General features: G+C 71.4%; 18 protein-coding genes. 13 read left to right on the forward strand and 5 right to left on the reverse strand.

Going from position 1 to position 16,609, the window contains the following annotated elements; translation table 11 throughout:
• Nucleotides 1-2: 2 nt before the first annotated feature.
• Complete coding sequence (locus tag E1286_RS04015; protein ID WP_223189528.1) at nt 3-311, reverse strand: ubiquitin family protein; 309 nt, start codon at nt 309-311, stop codon at nt 3-5.
• Nucleotides 312-695: 384 nt separating this feature from the next.
• Nucleotides 696-1,583, reverse strand: a complete 888-nt coding sequence (locus tag E1286_RS04020; protein WP_246074416.1) for a WD40/YVTN/BNR-like repeat-containing protein — start codon at nt 1,581-1,583, stop codon at nt 696-698.
• Between the two features lie 342 nt (nt 1,584-1,925).
• On the opposite strand from E1286_RS04020, the gene E1286_RS04025 reads away from it, so the two are divergent.
• A complete protein-coding gene (locus tag E1286_RS04025) occupies nt 1,926-2,717 on the forward strand; it encodes a helix-turn-helix domain-containing protein (RefSeq protein ID WP_132608914.1) in 792 nt (263 codons plus the stop codon).
• 26 nt (nt 2,718-2,743) lie between these two features.
• Here E1286_RS04025 and E1286_RS04030 read toward each other — a convergent pair whose 3' ends face one another.
• Together E1286_RS04030 and E1286_RS47510 are read right to left on the reverse strand one after the other, a co-directional pair.
• Nucleotides 2,744-3,868, reverse strand: coding sequence for a globin domain-containing protein (locus E1286_RS04030; protein WP_132608915.1), 1,125 nt, complete (start codon nt 3,866-3,868; stop codon nt 2,744-2,746).
• A 227-nt stretch (nt 3,869-4,095) separates the two neighbouring features.
• Entirely contained in the window at nt 4,096-4,257 is a 162-nt protein-coding gene (locus E1286_RS47510) for a hypothetical protein (RefSeq protein WP_165969554.1), read from the reverse strand.
• A 280-nt stretch (nt 4,258-4,537) separates the two neighbouring features.
• Between E1286_RS47510 and E1286_RS04035 the strand changes: the two genes are divergently transcribed.
• Genes E1286_RS04035 through E1286_RS04045 form a run of 3 tightly spaced genes read left to right on the forward strand, consistent with a single transcriptional unit; the run spans nt 4,538 to nt 6,930 of the window.
• Nucleotides 4,538-5,224: a gamma-glutamyl-gamma-aminobutyrate hydrolase family protein gene (locus E1286_RS04035; protein ID WP_132608916.1), complete on the forward strand. Its 687-nt coding sequence runs from the start codon at nt 4,538-4,540 to the stop codon at nt 5,222-5,224.
• Nucleotides 5,225-5,233: 9 nt separating this feature from the next.
• Entirely contained in the window at nt 5,234-6,148 is a 915-nt protein-coding gene (locus tag E1286_RS04040; protein WP_132608917.1) for an alpha/beta hydrolase, read from the forward strand.
• Complete coding sequence (locus E1286_RS04045) at nt 6,145-6,930, forward strand: enoyl-CoA hydratase/isomerase family protein (protein ID WP_246074418.1); 786 nt, start codon at nt 6,145-6,147, stop codon at nt 6,928-6,930. Before E1286_RS04040 ends, E1286_RS04045 begins: the two co-directional genes overlap by 4 nt.
• A 235-nt stretch (nt 6,931-7,165) precedes the next feature.
• Here the strand turns inward: E1286_RS04045 and E1286_RS04050 are convergent, their stop codons facing one another.
• Nucleotides 7,166-7,753 carry a class I SAM-dependent methyltransferase gene (locus E1286_RS04050; protein WP_132608919.1) on the reverse strand — a complete coding sequence of 196 codons (588 nt, stop codon included), beginning with the start codon at nt 7,751-7,753 and terminating at the stop codon, nt 7,166-7,168.
• Between the two features lie 127 nt (nt 7,754-7,880).
• On the opposite strand from E1286_RS04050, the gene E1286_RS04055 reads away from it, so the two are divergent.
• The 9 genes from E1286_RS04055 to E1286_RS04095 all read left to right on the forward strand — a co-directional run bounded on the left by E1286_RS04055 (nt 7,881) and on the right by E1286_RS04095 (nt 16,582).
• Nucleotides 7,881-9,485, forward strand: coding sequence for a sensor histidine kinase (locus E1286_RS04055; protein WP_246074420.1), 1,605 nt, complete (start codon nt 7,881-7,883; stop codon nt 9,483-9,485).
• Nucleotides 9,482-10,162 carry a response regulator gene (locus E1286_RS04060; protein WP_132608920.1) on the forward strand — a complete coding sequence of 227 codons (681 nt, stop codon included), beginning with the start codon at nt 9,482-9,484 and terminating at the stop codon, nt 10,160-10,162. The genes E1286_RS04055 and E1286_RS04060 overlap by 4 nt, the downstream gene beginning before the upstream one ends.
• A gap of 110 nt (nt 10,163-10,272) precedes the next feature.
• Nucleotides 10,273-10,686, forward strand: coding sequence for a hypothetical protein (locus E1286_RS04065; RefSeq protein WP_132608921.1), 414 nt, complete (start codon nt 10,273-10,275; stop codon nt 10,684-10,686).
• A 10-nt stretch (nt 10,687-10,696) separates the two neighbouring features.
• Nucleotides 10,697-11,284, forward strand: coding sequence for a phosphoribosylanthranilate isomerase (locus E1286_RS04070; protein WP_132608922.1), 588 nt, complete (start codon nt 10,697-10,699; stop codon nt 11,282-11,284).
• Nucleotides 11,285-11,412: 128 nt separating this feature from the next.
• The gene (gene clsA / locus E1286_RS04075) at nt 11,413-11,994 is read left to right on the forward strand and encodes a cardiolipin synthase ClsA (RefSeq protein ID WP_132608923.1); all 582 of its coding nucleotides are present in this window, start codon (nt 11,413-11,415) and stop codon (nt 11,992-11,994) included.
• Nucleotides 11,995-11,998: 4 nt separating this feature from the next.
• Nucleotides 11,999-14,503 (forward strand): mannose-1-phosphate guanyltransferase, encoded by a 2,505-nt coding sequence (locus tag E1286_RS04080; RefSeq protein WP_132608924.1) that lies wholly within the window; start codon nt 11,999-12,001, stop codon nt 14,501-14,503.
• Nucleotides 14,504-14,751: 248 nt separating this feature from the next.
• On the forward strand, nt 14,752-15,264 hold the full coding sequence (locus tag E1286_RS04085) for a double zinc ribbon and FHA domain-containing protein (RefSeq protein ID WP_132608925.1): 513 nt from the start codon (nt 14,752-14,754) through the stop codon (nt 15,262-15,264).
• A gap of 61 nt (nt 15,265-15,325) precedes the next feature.
• Nucleotides 15,326-15,979, forward strand: a complete 654-nt coding sequence (ftsR, locus tag E1286_RS04090) for a transcriptional regulator FtsR (protein ID WP_165969555.1) — start codon at nt 15,326-15,328, stop codon at nt 15,977-15,979.
• Between the two features lie 132 nt (nt 15,980-16,111).
• Entirely contained in the window at nt 16,112-16,582 is a 471-nt protein-coding gene (locus E1286_RS04095; protein ID WP_090771501.1) for a bifunctional nuclease family protein, read from the forward strand.
• Nucleotides 16,583-16,609: the final 27 nt, after the last annotated feature.

Consider the following 16,609-nt stretch of genomic DNA (forward strand, 5'->3'; position numbering starts at 1 on the left):
TCCTAGGCGAGGGCGGGCAGGACGTAGACCTCGGCGCCCGGGGGAAGGGCGCAGTCGAGGCCGCCGACGCCGCGGGTGTTCTCGCCGCACACGATCATGCTGATGTGGCGGCGGATGCGGCCGTACTCGTCGCGCAGCCGCTCCTCCAGCAGAGGGTGCGTACGGCGGAGCGTGTCGAGGGCCGAGCCCAGGGTGGGCGGGGAGTCGCGGTCGGCGCTCACGGCGAAGACCTTGACCTCGGTGTGCCCGCTCACCCACCGCCGCAGCACGCTCGGCAGCACGAAGACCACCATCGTGACCGGTCCCGTCATCGAACACCTCCGTGGAACCCCGGCCCTCGACAGGCCAGGAAGGAATCGGACACCTGCGGAGCAGCACGGCCAACGCTGACGCCGCCCGAGCCCATCACCGACAGTGCCGCCGAACGCGCGAGCCGCACACCGGCCCACATCGTCGCTGCGGTCTGGCACACCAGCCCCAACCGCGGGCCCAGCTGGGTACATCGGCCGGCGCGGTCGGACCAGCCGGGAACACCGGCCCTCGGCGTGGCACACCGGCCTTCGCCGTCGGATCCGGACCGGCAGCCGTACGGAAGAGAGCCCGGCCCACAGGCATTCCTCTGCCCCGGAGGAGGAGCCCTGTGGGCGGGGCGGAGGGTGGCGTGGGACGGACTCCCCCGAGGAGGAAGGCAACGGCTAGAGGACCGCCGCGCGGACCGTGAGGACGTCGGGCAGGTGGCGGGCGACCTGGGACCAGGTGTCGCCGTCGTCGCGCGAGCAGTAGACCTCGCCGTCGCGCGTGCCGAAGAACACCCCCGCCTCCGAGGCGGTCATCGCGTCGCGCAGCACCGTCGCGTAGACCGGCTCATCGGGCAGGCCCTTGGCGAGCGGCTGCCAGGTCTCGCCCTCGTCGTCGCTGCGGTACACGCGGTAGCGGTGGCCCACCGGCGTGCGGTCCATGTCGGCGTGGAGCGGCAGCACGTAGACGGTGCCGGGCCGCGACGGGTGGACGACGATCGGGAAGCCGAAGTCGGACGGCAGGCTCGCGCCGACGTCCTTCCAGGTGCCGCCGAAGTCGTCGCTGCGGTAGACGCCGAAGTGGTGCTGCAGGTAGAGACGGTCGGGCCGGGACGGGTGCAGGCACACCTTGTGCACGCACTGCCCGAACTCGGGGTACTGCTGCCCCTCCGGCATGAACGGGGCCCGGATGTTCTGGTTGGCCGCCTCCCACGACACGCCGCCGTCGAAGGAGCGGTAGAAGCCCGCGGCCGAGACCGCGATGCCGATGCTGCGCGGGTCGGTGGGGTGGGGGACGATCGTGTGCAGGCACAGGCCGCCGCCGCCCGGCTCCCACCGCTCGCGGTGCGGGTGCTCCCACAGGCCCTCGACGAGCTCGTAGGTGACGCCGCGGTCCTCGGAGCGGAACAGGGCGGCCGGCTCGACGCCCGCCCACACCACGTCGGGCTCCGACGGCGAGGGCGTGATCTGCCAGACCCGCGTGAGCGTCGTCTCGGTCTTCTCGGGGAAGGCGATCGGCGGGCGCTCCGCCTCCTGCCAGGTCTGGCCGAGGTCGTCCGAATACATGACCGACGGACCGAAGTGGCCGTATTCGATGCCGGCCAGGAGCCGGGGGGGTGGCGCCGCGGGTGTCGATCGCCACCGAGGGCACCGCGACCGTGGAGAACTGGATCGGCTGGACCTCGAAGGGACCGCCGCCCGTCGAGCGGGCCAGGAACAGGCCCTTTCTGGTGCCGATCGCGAGCACTGCGTCACTCATAGCACGCTCCCATGTTCGGTTGCGGCCATCGTGCCACGCGCCACCGACAGTAACCGAGGACTGGGCGATTCCGCACCGCCCGGAGAACGAGGCGGCATGACCTGTGAGGTAATCGCGGCCCTTCCCCGCGGGCCGATAGCGTGCCTGGCATGAGTGCTGTCGCCGTGGAAGAGGAGTCGTTCGGTGCGTTGCTGCGGTCGTGGCGGCAACGGCGGCGGGTGAGCCAGCTGGACCTGGGCATCGAGGCGGGCGTGTCGGCCCGCCACATCAGTTTCCTGGAGACCGGCCGCGCCCGGCCGAGCCGCGAGATGGTGGTGAAGCTGGCCGAGGAGCTGGAGGTGCCGCTGCGGCACCGCAACAGGCTGCTGGTGGCCGCCGGGTTCGCCCCCGTCTATCCCGAACACGAGGTACGCGAGATGCGCGTCGTCCGCGAGGCGCTCGACAAGATCCTGGCCGGGCACGAGCCCTACCCGGCGCTCGTGGTGGACGCGGCGTGGAACCTGGTGGCGGCCAACGGTGCGGCGGCCATGTTCATGGAGGGCGTGCCGGCCGAGCTGCTGGAGGAGCCGGTCAACGTGATGCGCCTGTCGCTGCACCCGGAGGCGATGGGCGGAAGGTTGCTCAACCTGGCCGAGGTGCGCGCCCACCTGCTGCCCCAGCTGCGCCGCCAGGCCGAGGTGTCGGGCGACGGGCGGCTGGCCGAGCTGCACGACGAGCTGGCCTCGTACACCTACCCCGGGGTGGACCTGAACGTGGCGCACGTGCCCGGCCCCGGCGACATCCTGGTGCCGCTGCGGATCGCGGCCGGCGACCGGGTGCTGTCCATGTTCACGACGATCGCGACGTTCGGCGTTCCGGTGGACGTGACCGTCTCCGAGCTGGCGATCGAGACCTTCTGGCCGAACGACGAGGAGACCGCCCAGGCGTTCCGCAGGAGCTAGCGGCGACCTCCTCGTGCGAAGGCGGGCTACACGGCGCGCTCGTCAGGGACGACGTCGCGGTGGATGCGCGACAGCGGCACGCCGTCCGACTGCAGCCGGCGTACGGTCTCGTTGACCATGGCGGTCGGGCCGCACACGTACACGTCGTGTTCGGCCCACGAGTGGAAGCGCTGGGTCACCTCCGGCAGATGGCCGCGCATGCCGTCGTAGGAGGGCTCGTCCGACACCACCGGCAGCACCCGCAGCCAGGGGAACGACGACTCCATCCTGATCAGGTCGGGCAGGTCGTACAGCTCGTCGGCGGTGCGGGCGCCGTACAGCAGGTGGATGTTGGGCCGGCGGCCGGAGTCGATGATCCCCTCGATGATCGCCTTCAGCGGGGCCAGCCCGGTGCCACCGGCCACGCACAACACGTCGCGCTCGCTGTTCTCGCGCGGCGCCATCGTGCCCATCGGCGGCCCGAGCATGACCGTGTCGCCGATGCGGGTGTGCCGGGCCAGCGCCGTGGAGACCCAGCCCCCCGGTACGGCGCGTACGTGCAGCCTGATCGTGTTGTCCGGGCGCGGCGCGTTCGCGATGGAGAACGTCCGCCAGACCCGGGGCCAGCGCGCGGTCTGCACGTTGACGTACTGCCCCGGCGTGTACGGCAGCTGCTGCGTCGGCCGCAGCGTGAGGACGGCGATGTCGCGGTGGCGCGGCTCGTGGTCGACGACCTCGGCCAGCCACCAGGCGGGGGAGACCCCGGCGTCCTGCTCGGCCGAGCGGATCATGGCGTCGGCCGCCGCCGCGAACGCCGACACCCAGGCAGCCTCGATCTCGTCCGTCCACACGTCGGCGGCGAAGCGGCGGATCGTGGCGAGCAGCGCGTTGCCGACGGCCGTGTAGTGGTCGGCGACCACGCCGTACTTGCGGTGGTCCCGGCCGAGTTGCCCGAGATAGGCCGCCATGCCGTCCGGGCTGTCCACGCTCCACACGATGCGCGTCAGCGCGCTGAACAACCGGTCGCGCTGGATGTCCATCGCCGGCGGGAACATGCCACGCAGATGCGGACTCTCAGCGAACAACCGGCCGTAGAAGTAGGCCGTGGCCTTGGCGGCCTGCGGCTCGACGACGGAGAAACTCTCCTTTACCAGGCGCGGATTCAACGACATATTTCCAATCCCACCCCTTGACCGGAAACGCGTTCCGGTCTTGTCGTTCCACCTCCCTGACGGCTCCGGGTCGTGAGCGCCGGGCCCCACCCCGGCATATGCCCTGCGCTCGAAAGTGAGTGTTACACCACTGATGGCGCGTCACAACCGTTTCACCCCAATAAGGTGCGAAGCCGAACTATCCGTAGTGGTGCTGTGATTATCCGCAGCCGCCCTTCGGACGTTTGTCACCGGCGAATGTGAATGACCATCGCATTGGTCGAAACATGGGCCGACAAGCGGAAATGTCGCGTGAAAGCGGTTTCCACGACCCGTCCGCCCAGCGATTGATCCTGCATTCCCGGCGGGTCGCCTCGGTGGGCGCGCGACTCTTCGCCCTCGCCGCGCACGGACGCCTCCTGGTGGCTAGCCGACGCCCTCGGTCACCGCCTCGGGGCGCCTCGATCCTCACTCACCTGATCGCCGAGACCGCCGCCCGCCTTCCCTGAGCGGGATCTTCGCGCTCAGGGGAAGAAAGGGACGAAAGCCGGAAGTAGTGCCCTGCGGGAGCCAAGGGATCTTTGGGAGGGGTGACCATCGGGAAAGAGAGTGCGCCATGATGGGGCGTGTGCCCGCCGCCCCGGTCCGGCCGGTGACGGCGCGAACTCCACCATGCCCCCTGGAGACCGCATGTCCCGACCCCTGATCGGTATCACCGCCTACTTCGAAGCCGCCCGCTGGGGAGACTGGGTCCGCGAGGCCGTGCTCTCTCCGCCCTCCTACGCCAAGGCGGTCTCGCGTGCCGGGGGCGCGCCCGTGGTCCTGCCACCGCTCGGCACGCACGCCGTCGACGACTACGTACGCGGCCTGCGGGGCGTCGTCCTGGCCGGCGGCGTCGAGGTCGGGGCCGACACCTACAACGGCGAGCCCGACGAGCGGGTGCCCGAGCCCCAGGCCCACCGCGACCGGTTCGAGCTGGCCCTGGCCAGGGCCGCCGTCCGCGCCGACGTGCCGATCCTGGCCATCGCCCGCGGCATGCACGTCCTCAACGTCGCTCAGGGCGGCACGCTCATCCCGTGGCTGCCCGAGGTGCTCGGCGACGACCGCCACGCCGAGCCCGGCGGCGGCCACACCATCCAGGTCAGCGTCTCCAGCAAGCTCGGCAAGGCCGTCGGCGACAAGGTCGAGGTCACCACGCCGCACCACCAGTCCGTACGCCGCCTCGGCAGCGGCCTGCTGGCCGTGGCCTGGGCCGACGACCAGATCGTCGAGGGCGTCGAACTGCAGGGCCACCGCTTCGGCGTGGGCGTCCAGTGGCACCCTGAGCGCGGTGACGACAATCGGCTCTTCGATGCGTTCGTCGAGGCGGCCCGATAGGCTTCGATCATGCCGCTGCACCCCCAGGCGCGCGATCACCTCGCCCGGTATCCGTCGGATCTCAACGCCGACCTGGCCACGCTCGACCTGGCCGCCATCCGGGAGATGCGCGCGCGCGACGCCCTGGCGCTCCACCGTGGCCCGCTGACCAAGCTGCCGCTCGTCCGCGACGAGCTGGCCGAGGGCGTCCCGGTCCGCATCTACCGCGCCGACCCCGGCGACGGGCCGCTGCCCGTCGTGGTCTACTTCCACGGCGGCGGCTGGGTCTTCGGCAGCGTCCAGCGCAACGACGCCGCCGGGCGCGACCTCGCCATCCGCACCGGCGCGGTCGTCGTGTCGGTCGACTACCGCCTGGCCCCCGAAGACCCGTTCCCGGCCGCCGCCGACGACGCCTGGACGGTCGTGCGCGACATCTTCGCCCGGCCCGCCTTCTACCAGAGCAACGGCAGCGTGGCCGTGATCGGCGACAGCGCCGGCGGAAACCTGGCCGCCGTGGCCGCCTGGCAGGCCCGCGACGCCGGGCTGCGCCTGGCCCACCAGGTGCTCGTCTACCCGGTGCTCGACGTGGCGATGGACACGCCGAGCTACGCCGAGTTCGCCAAGGGCTACGGCCTCGACGCCGAGGAGATGGCCTGGTTCGCCCGCCAGTACGCCCCCGGCGCCGACCCGGCCGACCCGCGCCTGTCGCCGCTGCGCCTGCCCGACGCGTCCGGCCTGGCCCCGGCCACCGTCGTGACGGCCGAATACGACGTGCTGCGCGACGAGGGCGAGCGCTACGCCCACCGGCTGACCGAGGCGGGGGTGCCTGCCGAGCTGCGCAGGTTCGACGGCGCGGTGCACAGCTTCTTCGTCCTGCCCGGCCTGTTCGACCAGGCGACCGAGGCCCGCGACTACGTCGCCCGCCGGCTGCGGGAGGCGTGGTGACGGGCCCGTACGCCAAGCTCAGGACCGACACCCCGGCCGAGGGCGTGCTGCGGGTGACGATCAGCGAGCCGGGCCGGCTCAACGCCGTCGACGCCACCGCCCACCGCGAGCTGAGCGAGGTCTGGCGCGACGCCGACCGCGACGACTCCGTCCGGGTGATCCTCGTCACGGGGGAGGGGCGGGCGTTCTCGGCCGGCGGTGACCTGTCGATGATCGAGGAGATGACCCGCGACCACGCCACCCGGCTGCGCGTGTTCGCCGAGGCCCGCGACCTCGTCTACAACGTACTCAACTGCTCCAAGCCGATCGTCTCCGCCATCCAGGGCCCGGCCGTCGGCGCGGGCCTGGCCGTCGCGCTGCTCGCCGACATCTCCGTCGCCGGCCGCACCGCCCGCATCATCGACGGCCACACCCGCCTCGGGGTGGCGGCGGGCGACCACGCCGCGATCGTCTGGCCGCTGCTGTGCGGCCTGGCCAAGGCGAAATACCACCTGCTGCTGTGCGAGCCCGTCACCGGCGAGGAAGCCGAGCGCATGGGGCTGGTCAGTTTGTGCGTCGACGACGACGAGGTGCCCGCCAAGGCGATGGAGATCGCCGTCAGGCTGGCCGCGGGCGCGCAGGAGGCCATCCGGCTGACGAAATACTCGCTGAACAACTGGCTGCGCCTGGCCGGCCCGTCGTTCGACGCCTCCCTGGCGATGGAGTTCCTCGGCTTCACCGGCCCTGACGTGGCCGAAGGCGTGCGCGCGCTGCGCGAGAAGCGGCCCCCGTCGTTCGGCTGAGCGGCGCGTGTGCTTCCCCCGCACCCGGGTAGGCGAGCCCTCATGACGGTGGATCCGCTGAGACGGCCGAGGAGGAGGTCAGCCACCCGAACGCCCGGGGGCACGAGAGGGCGCATGAGCCCGCCGCGACACCCGGGACAAGACCCGCCAGGGAGTTGAGCAGGGAGCTTCCCGGCGATGGTACGGCCACCCGATCCAGGCGCCGATCGGGCGGCCGGACCCCCATCCAGTGCCGTCAGCGGGGACGACGTGCGGTGAAGACGAAGGCCGGGGGAGTGTTGCGCCAGACCGTACGCCCGTGCACGACCTCCTCGAACCGCTCGGCCAGCAGCGCACGGAAACGCCGCGCAGAGCTGAGCGGGATGGCGTGGATGTAGGAGAACGTCGTGAACGCCGCTCCCGGCGTCATGGACGTCGTCACCGCCGTCAGCAGATCCCGCTGCAACCCGTCGGGGAACGCCGCCCAAGGCAGCCCGCTCACCACCACGTCGGCCGAGCGCAGCCCGCGCTCACCGAGCAACTGGCTCAGTTTCGCCGCGTCAGCGTGCGCGACGTCAACGGCCGGAAAACGCTCGGACAGCAGGCGCGCCATCTTGTCGTTGAGCTCAACGGCCAGGTGGTGGCCCCGCCCGCCCAGCCGCCGCTGGATCTCGGAGGTGAACGAGCCCGTGCCGGGCCCGAGCTCGACCACGACAGGCTCGCCGCGTTCGGGGATCGGCGCGCAGACGGCCGCGGCCAGGCGCCGGGAGCTGGGAGCGACCGCGCCGATGGTGCCGGGGGAGCGCAGGAACTGTCCGAGGAAAACTGCGGTGTCGTTCGACATGACCCGAACGTAGAGCAAGATCGGGGTAGATCGCTCCACCCTCCGGGCGGATGTCCGGCCACTTGGAGGAGGCGGGGTCCTCCGCGCGGGGGATCAGCCGGTCACGCCCGGCGGATACCTTGTGTCCATGCGTTGGCGTGGTGTGCCGCTGGACGTCCTGCTCGCGGCCTCGGGAATGAGCCTCGACCTGCTGACCACGGCGAACGCGGGCGACACCTCATTCCTGCCCGCCGAGGCGAACATCCCGATGGCGCTGCTGGTCGGCCTGCCCATGGGTCTCGTACGCCGCTGGCCGGTCCCGGTCACCCTCTACCTCGCCGCCTTTCTCGCCCTCACCGACCAGATCGGCTCGTTCACCTCCAACACCGCGCAGATCCTCGTGTGCGTGGCGCTCGGCGTGGCCGGATTCCGCTCGAAGGCGCGGGCCACCGTGCTCGCCGTCGTCGCCACGATCGTCGCGACCGCGCTCAACGTCGCCGACCCCGGCGCCGCGCCCACCGGCAACATGTGGGTGTACTCCGTGCTGCTGCCCGTCTTCCCCGCCGTGCTCGGCGCGTACCTGCGCAGCTCCGCCGAACGCCTCGACGAGCGCGATGTCACCCCCGACGCGCTGCTGGCGGCCGGCGGCGTGGCCATCACCGTGCTCAGCACGTGGACCACCTGGCACTCCGGCAGCCTGCCCGTCTGGGTGGTCGGCCTGCTCGCCGTCGTCGGCGGCCTGTCGCTGGGCATCGCCCGCCGGCTGCCCGGCCTGGTCTTCCTGCTGCAGGGCGTGCTGCTGGTCTGCGCCGACACCTATCTGGACGACGCCGTCAACACGTGCGTGATCCTGACGCTCATCGCGATCGGCGTGTTCGCCATGCGGGTGCAGTCGTGGCCGTGGACGGTCGCGGCGTACCTGACCGGCTGCCTGCTGACCGCCATCGCCGTGGTCGGCGACGACACCGAGATCACCGCCTTCCGCGTCGGCGTGCTGATGTCGCTGGTCGCCACGCCCATCGCGATCGGCCGCTACCTCGGCGTGCGCCGGGCCGCGGTGGCCGCAGAGCGGCTGCGCGCCGAGGAGGCCGCGCGCGCCGCCGTCGCCCAGGTGCGGGCCGACCAGCTCGCCGAACGCGAACGCATCGCCCGCGACGTGCACGACATCGTCGCCCACCACGTCGGCGCGATGGTGCTGCGCGCCGGCGCCGCCCGCTACACCGCCCCCGACGGCCCCGTCGCCGACGCGCTCAACGACATCCGCGAGACCGGCCACCAGGTCCTGCAGGACCTGCGTGACCTGCTCGATCTGCTGCGCGACCCCGACCGTCAGCCCGACCTGCCGGCCAACCCCGCCGACGTCGTACGCGAGTCCGCCGAGCGCATGGCCTCCGCCGGCCTCGTCGTGGACCTCGATCTCGACCCGGCCGCCGACCAGGCCCCGCTCATCGCCCGCGCCTCCGCGGCCCGCATCGTCCAGGAAGGACTCACGAACGTGCTCAAACACGCAGGCCCCGGCACCCGGGTCCGCGTCTCCGTCGTCCCCACGCAGGAGGGGCTGGAGGTCGAGATCCGCAACGGCCGCCCACCCACGGTCGTCGAGCGGCTGCCCTCCTCCGGGCGCGGTCTGGCCGGGATGCGGGAGCGGGTGCGCGCCCTCGGCGGCACCCTCAGCGCCGGCCCCGACGGCGAGGGCGGCTGGCTGCTGGCCGCCCACCTGCCCAGCCGGCTGCCCTCGGGGAGCGCCGCGTGATCCGGGTGCTCGTGGCCGACGACCAGGCGCTCGTCCGCGCGGGCGTGCGCATGCTGCTGCAGGCCACCGGCGACATGGAGGTCGTGGCCGAGGCCGAGGACGGCGCCGAGGCCGTGCGCCTGGCCGAGCGCCACCTGCCCGACGTGATCCTCATGGACCTGCGCATGCCGCGGGTCGACGGCCTGGAGGCGATCAGGCGGGTGCTCGCCGCCCGGCCCGGCGTCAGGATCGTGGTGCTGACCACGTTCGCCGAGGACGGCAACGTCTACGCCGCGCTGCGCGCCGGCGCCGTGGGCTTCCTGGTCAAGGACGACGACCCCGAGCGCATGGTCGACGCCGTCCGCAGGGCCGCGGCCGGCGAGCAGTTGCTCGCCCCGTCAGTGCTGCGCCGCGTCGTGGAGCGCTTCCTCGACGCGGAGGAGCAGGCCGCCGCCCCGTCGGCGCCCCCGGGGCTGACCGAGCGCGAGCTGGAGGTGCTCGCCCTGGTCGGCACGGGCCTGTCCAACGCGGAGATCGCCGAGGAGCTGCACGTCGGCGTCACCACGGTCAAGACCCACATCGCCGCGGCCATGGAGAAACTGGGCCTGCGCAATCGCATCCAGGCCGCCGTCGTCGCCCACCGCACCGGCCTCGTCGACGCCTCCTTCCGCCCCGTACGTCCCAGGCGCGGCGGCTGATCGGGGCGGGTCCGCCCGGAGGTGTAGCGGCGGGTCATCCCCCAGGCTGACGACCGGCCGGGGTCCGCGCGGCGACCATGTGGTCCTTGACAGTCCCCGAAAGGATCATCATGCGAGAAACAGCCGCCGCCCCCCGCACCGAGCCGGGCGGCCAGGCCTCCTCCGGGCTGCTCTACGGCCTGCGCGTCGCCGTCACCGCCCACGCGGCGGCGCTGCTGGTGGCCGCCTCGTTCGCCGGCCAGTCGGTGGAGTCCGACTCGATGCTCGAGAGCCACCTCATGGCCGGCATGGTCGTGCACCTGCTGGCCCTCGTCCAGACCGTGCTGGCGGTGCTCGTCTGGCGTCCCGGACGCGGGGCGGGCTGGCCGGCGCTGGCCAGCGTCGCGCTGTTCCTCATCGGCGGCGCCCAGCACGTCACCTGGATGTGGCTCGGCGCGCACGTGCCCAACGGGGTGGCGCTGTTCGGCCTCATCACCGCGGTGCTGATCTGGGCGTGGTCACCGGCGGCCGCCCGCCGCCGCTAAGGTCGGAGGCGTGTATGTGAAGATCTGCGGCCTGAGCGAGCCGGAACACGTCGCCGCCGCCGTCGAGGCCGGAGCCGACGCCATCGGGTTCGTCATGACCCGCAGCCCGCGCCGCGTCACGCCCGAGCGGGCCGCCGAGCTGGCCGCCCTCGTGCCCGCACACGTCCTCACCGTCGGCGTGTTCCGCGGGGAGGACCCCACGGCCGTGCGCGCGGCGGTGCTGGCCTCCGGGGTGCGAGGCGTCCAGCTGCACGGCCGCCATCCCCACGGCGACTTCACCGCGCTCAAGGACCTCGGCGTCCGCCTCGTGCGGGCCGTGGACGCCCAGGCCGAGCTGCGCTGCGGAGCCTACGACGAAGACCTGCTCATCGTCGACGCCCCCCACGCAGGCTCCGGTCAGCCGTGGGACTGGGCCGCGGTGCGCGGCCGCCCCTCGGGGCAGTGGATGCTGGCCGGCGGCCTCGACCCGGCCAACGTCCGCGAGGCCATCGCCGCCGCCGGCCCGTGGGGCGTCGACGTCTCCAGCGGTGTGGAGACCGCGCCAGGGGTCAAGGACTCCGCCCTGATCCGGGCGTTCCTGGAGGCCGTACGCGGCTGAGCGAGCTCCGCCGGGCTCCGCCTGACCCGTTCCGGTCAAGAAACCGGACATCACCAGCGGAAACGGATGGAACAGATGTGCCCATCCGAGACCGCTGAGACCGAGTTCCACGCAGTAGGGTCTGCTGCGTGAGTGAAACTTCCGCCGAGGACCGTATCTGGACGGTCCCCAACCTGCTGAGCTTCCTGCGCCTGCTTGGTGTGCCCGTGTTCCTCTGGCTCGTGCTCGGGCCCAGGGAGGACGGCTGGGCCATCGGCGTGCTCGCGGTGGCGGGTTTCACCGACTGGCTCGACGGGAAGATCGCCCGCGCGTTCAACCAGACCAGCCGTCTGGGCCGGCTCATCGACCCGGCCGCCGACAAGCTCTACGTGTTCTCCACGATCTTCGCGCTGCTGGTGCGCGAGATCATCCCCTGGTGGCTCGTCGCCGCCATCCTCCTGCGCGAGGCCTTCGTCGGATGTTCCATCCTCGTACTCCGCAAATACGGATATAGGGCACTTCAGGTGCATTTTTTGGGCAAGGCGGCCATGTTCAACCTCATGTACGCCTTCCCGCTCCTCTTCCTTGCCTCCCATGCTGGGTGGTATGCCGATATAGCCCAGATCGTCGGGTGGGCATTCGCACTCTGGGGAACGGGCCTGTACTGGTGGGCGGGGGTGCTGTATGTGGTACAGGTGCGACAACTCGTAATCGCGGCCAAGAAGGAGTGATCGGGTGAAGGCGGTCGTCATGGCGGGCGGGGAGGGCACTCGGCTGCGTCCGATGACCGCCAACCAGCCCAAGCCCCTGCTCCCCGTGGCCAACCGCCCGATCATGGAACACGTGTTACGCCTGCTCAAGCGGCACGGCGTGACCGAGACCGTGGTGACGCTGCAGTTCCTCGCCGCCCTCGTGCGCAACTACTTCGGCGACGGCGACGAGCTCGGCATGCACCTCCAGTACGCCACCGAGGACGTCCCCCTCGGCACCGCGGGAAGCGTCAAGAACGCCGCCGCCCGGCTCCGCGACGACCGATTCCTCGTCATCTCCGGCGACGCCCTGACGGATATTGATTTGTCCGACATGATCCGTTTTCACCGGGAAAATGGGGCGCTGGTGACGATCGGCCTGAAACGCGTCCCCAACCCGCTCGAATTCGGGATCATCATCGTCGACGAGTCCGGCCGCGTGCAGCGCTTCCTGGAGAAGCCCACGTGGGGCCAGGTCTTCTCCGACACCGTCAACACCGGCATCTACGTCATGGAGCCCGAGGTCCTCGACGCCGTCGCCGAGGGCGTACCGGTCGACTGGTCCGCCGACGTCTTCCCCGCCCTGCTCGCCGGCGGCGCCGCCATCTACGGCTACGTGGCCGACGGCTACTGGGAGGACGTCGGCACCCACGAGAGCTACCTCAAGGCCCAGGCCGACGCCCTGTCGGGCAAGGTCCAGCTCGACATCGGCGGCTTCGAGGTCTCCCCGGGCGTCTGGGTGGCCGACTCGGCCTCGGTCGACCCCGACGCCGTGCTCAAGGGCCCGCTGCTCGTCGGCGACTACGCCAAGGTGGAGGCGGGCGCCGAGCTGCGCGAGTACACCGTGCTCGGCAACAACGCGGTCGTCCGCGAGGGCGCCTTCCTGCACCGCGCGGTCGTCCACGACAACGTCTACCTCGGCCCCGGCGCCCACCTGCGCGGCTGCGTCATCGGCAAGAGCACCGACGTGATGGCCGGCGCCCGCATCGAGGAGAACGCCGTCATCGGTGACGAGTGCGTCATCGAGGCCGAGGCGTACGTCTCCAGCGGCGTCAAGGTCTACCCGTTCAAGACCATCGAGGCCGGCGCGGTCGTCAACACCAGCGTCATCTGGGAGTCGCGCGGCCAGCGCAACCTGTTCGGCCCGCGCGGCGTCAGCGGCCTGGTCAACGTCGAGATCACCACCGAGCTCTGCGTCCGCCTGGCCAGCGCGTACGCCACCACCCTGCGCAAGGGCGCCCACGTCGTCACCTCCCGCGACTGCTCGCTGGCCGCCAGGGCGCTGAAGCGGGCCGTCAACGCCGCGCTGACCGCCAGCGCCATCAACGTGCTCGACCTCGAGGCCGCCCCGATGCCCGTCACCCGCTTCCACACCGCCAGGGAGTCGGCGGCCGGCGGCATCGCCCTGCGCACCACCCCGGGCGACCCGCAGAGCGTGGACATCGTCATCATGGACGGCCGCGGCGCCGACCTGCCGCCGGCCGCCCAGCGCAAGCTGGAGCGGGTCTTCTCCCGCCAGGAGTTCCGCCGCGCCTTCCCCGGCGAGATCGCCGAGCTCACCTACCCGTCCAGGGCCGTCGAGGACTACACCCACGAGCTGCTCACCCACGTCGGCGTGAGCGGCGTGCGCGACATGAAGGTGGTCGTCGACTGTGCCGGCGGCACCTCCTCGCTCGTGCTGCCCACGCTGCTCGGGCGGGTCGGCGTCGAGGTGCTCACCGTCAACGCCCGCCTCGACGACGTCTCGCCCACCGAGACGCTGGCCGGCCGCCGCCGCGACCTGCAACGCCTGTCGGAGCTGGTCAGCTCCTCGCGGGCGGCGTTCGGCGTGCGGTTCGACCCGGTCGGTGAGCGCATCGCCCTCGTCGACGAGAAGGGCCAGCTGATCAGCGAGGAACGCGCCCTGCTCGTCGTGCTCGACCTGGTCGCCGCCGAACGCCAGGGCGGCCGGGTGGCCCTGCCGGTCACCACGACCCGGGTCGCCGAGCAGGTCTGCCGCTTCCACGGCGTCCAGGTGCAGTGGACCACCACCTCGCTCGACGCCCTCACCTCGGCCGCCGCCGGCCCTGACATGATCTTCGCCGCTGACGGGCGCGGCGGCTTCGTGGTCCCGGAGTTCAGCCCCGCCATCGACGGGCTGGCCGCGTTCATGCGGCTGCTCGGCCTGGTCGCCCGCACCCGGTTGTCGCTCAGCCAGATCGACGCGCGGATCCCCGAGGTCAAGCTGCTCAAACGCGCCGTGCCGACGCCGTGGGCGGCCAAGGGCGCCGTCATGCGCTCGGTCATGGAGGCCGCCGAGGCCGAGCCCGACGGCTGCCGCATCGACACCACCGACGGCGTCCGGGTGGCCCGCGACGACGGCAGCTGGGTGCTCGTGCTGCCCGCCGCCGCCGAGCCGGTCACCGACCTGTGGGCCGAGGCGTGGGACGTGGACGCCGCCCAGACCCTGCTCGAACGCTGGGCCCGCATCGTCGAGCAGGCCGCCACCTGATCCCGGAAAAATCCATGCCCGCGACGTGCGCGCGGAGTGCCGCAAGATCGTAATGTTGAAACGCGCGGCGGCATGGACCACGGGGCGGGCGCAGCGGTAACTTTGTCTGCGTCCGACACCCGAGTCCAGCGCCCCGCCTTGACCTTTGCCGCTGATCAGCGTAAGTTGCGGCATTCGCAAACGTGAAAGAGCGAAGGCAGGCGCGCCCGAAAGCACCGTGTCTTCGCGGTAGGAGGCCGAGCCGATCGATGCCGAGCGTCTACTGCACGCAGTGCGGGCACGCCAACCCCGAGGATGCCCGTTTCTGTTCCCGCTGTGGGTCACCGCTGACCAGACCCGAGGTCTCCGGGGACACCACGTCGACGATCTCCGTCGCGGGAATCGAGGCGTACGAGGCTGAGACAGGCGACATGCTGCTGGCCGAGCGGGCGCTCGTCGAGCAGCTCCCGCCCGGCGCGGCGTTGCTCACGGTGACCAGGGGCCCCAACCAGGGCAGCCGTTTCAGGCTGGACAAAGACCTGACCACGACCGGGCGCCACCCGGAGAGCGACATCTTCCTCGACGACATCACGGTCTCCCGCCGCCACGTCGAGTTCTACCGGCACCGCGGGGGCCAGTTCTCCGTGCGCGACGTGGGCAGCCTCAACGGCACCTACGTCAACCGCGAGCGGATCGAGGAGGTTCCGCTGCACTCCGGAGACGAGGTGCAGATCGGCAAGTTCCGCCTTCTCTTCCTGATGCGCGGCAACCCAGGCGCATGAGCGGGCGGAGTGAGCGACCCATGGAGACGTCCCCAGTGGGGGAGCCGTTGCGGGAGGCGGCATGAGCTCACAGGCCGCACGCTCGCACATGAGCATCGGGGAGGTGCTCGCCCTGCTGCAGGGCGAGTTCCCCGATGTCACCGTCTCCAAGATCCGGTTCCTCGAGGGTGAGGGCCTGATCGAGCCCGAGCGCAGCCCGTCCGGCTTCCGCAAGTTCACCCACCTGCACGTCGAGCAGCTCCGCTTCATCCTCACCGAGCAGCGCGACAACTACCTGCCGCTGCGGGTGATCAAGGACAAGATGGCCGAGAGCTTCGGCCGCCCCCGCGTGCTGCAGGACAAGCAGGAGGTCAGGCTCAGCCGGGCCGAGCTGCTGGAGGCCGCCGGCATCGACGAGGAGACCCTCGGGGAGCTCGAAGACTACGGCCTGCTCGCCCCGGTGGCCCGCCGCTACGACGAGGAGGCCCTCACCGTGGCCCGAACCGTCGGCTCGTTGTCCCGCTTCGGCCTGCACGCCCGTCATCTGCGCGCGGTCAAGGCGGCGGCCGAGCGCGAGTGCGGCCTGGTCGAGCAGACCGTCGCCCCCATACTCAAGCGGCGCGCCCCCGGCGCCATCGGCGAGGCCGACGAGGCGGCGAGGGAGCTGTCCACGCTCCTGCTCGATCTGCACGCGTCCCTTGTGCGCACGGGAGTCCGGTCGGTCCTCGGAGGTTGAGGCCGGGGCGAGCTGGGAGGCGGGGGCACATTCCGGGCCCTGCGGGTGTTACGTTGAAACGAAGAGCCAATCAGCCAGAAGCGATGTTCGAAGAGCTGTGCCGGGTGACCGGTCAGGATTACGGAGCAGCCCGTGTTGCAGATGGAGGTCGTGGGCGTAAGAGTTGAGATGCCCACAAATCAGCCGATCGTCTTGCTCAAGGAGGCACACGGGGAACGGTTCCTGCCCATCTGGATCGGCATGACCGAAGCCACGGCCATCGCCCTCGCCCAGGCGGAGGAGCCGCCGCCGCGGCCACTCACTCATGACCTGTTCCGCGACGTGCTGAGCGCCCTCGGCGTCGGCCTGCGGGCGGTCAACATCGTCGCGCTGCGCGACGGCATCTTCTTCGCCGATCTCGTCTTCTCCAACGGCGTGGAGGTCAGCGCCCGGCCGTCCGACTCCATCGCGCTCGCCCTGCGCACGGGGGCGCGCATCTTCGCCAGCGAGGAGGTCGTCCAGGAGGCGGGTGTGATCATCCCCGACGACCAGGAGGACGAGGTGGAGAAGTTCAGGGAGTTCCTTGACACGATCACTCCCGAGGACTTCGGCCGCGCGGGGTAGGTATTTCAGTGCATTTACGCTTCACGA

It is taken from the genome of Nonomuraea terrae (genome assembly GCF_004348995.1).
GTDB lineage: Bacteria > Actinomycetota > Actinomycetes > Streptosporangiales > Streptosporangiaceae > Nonomuraea > Nonomuraea terrae.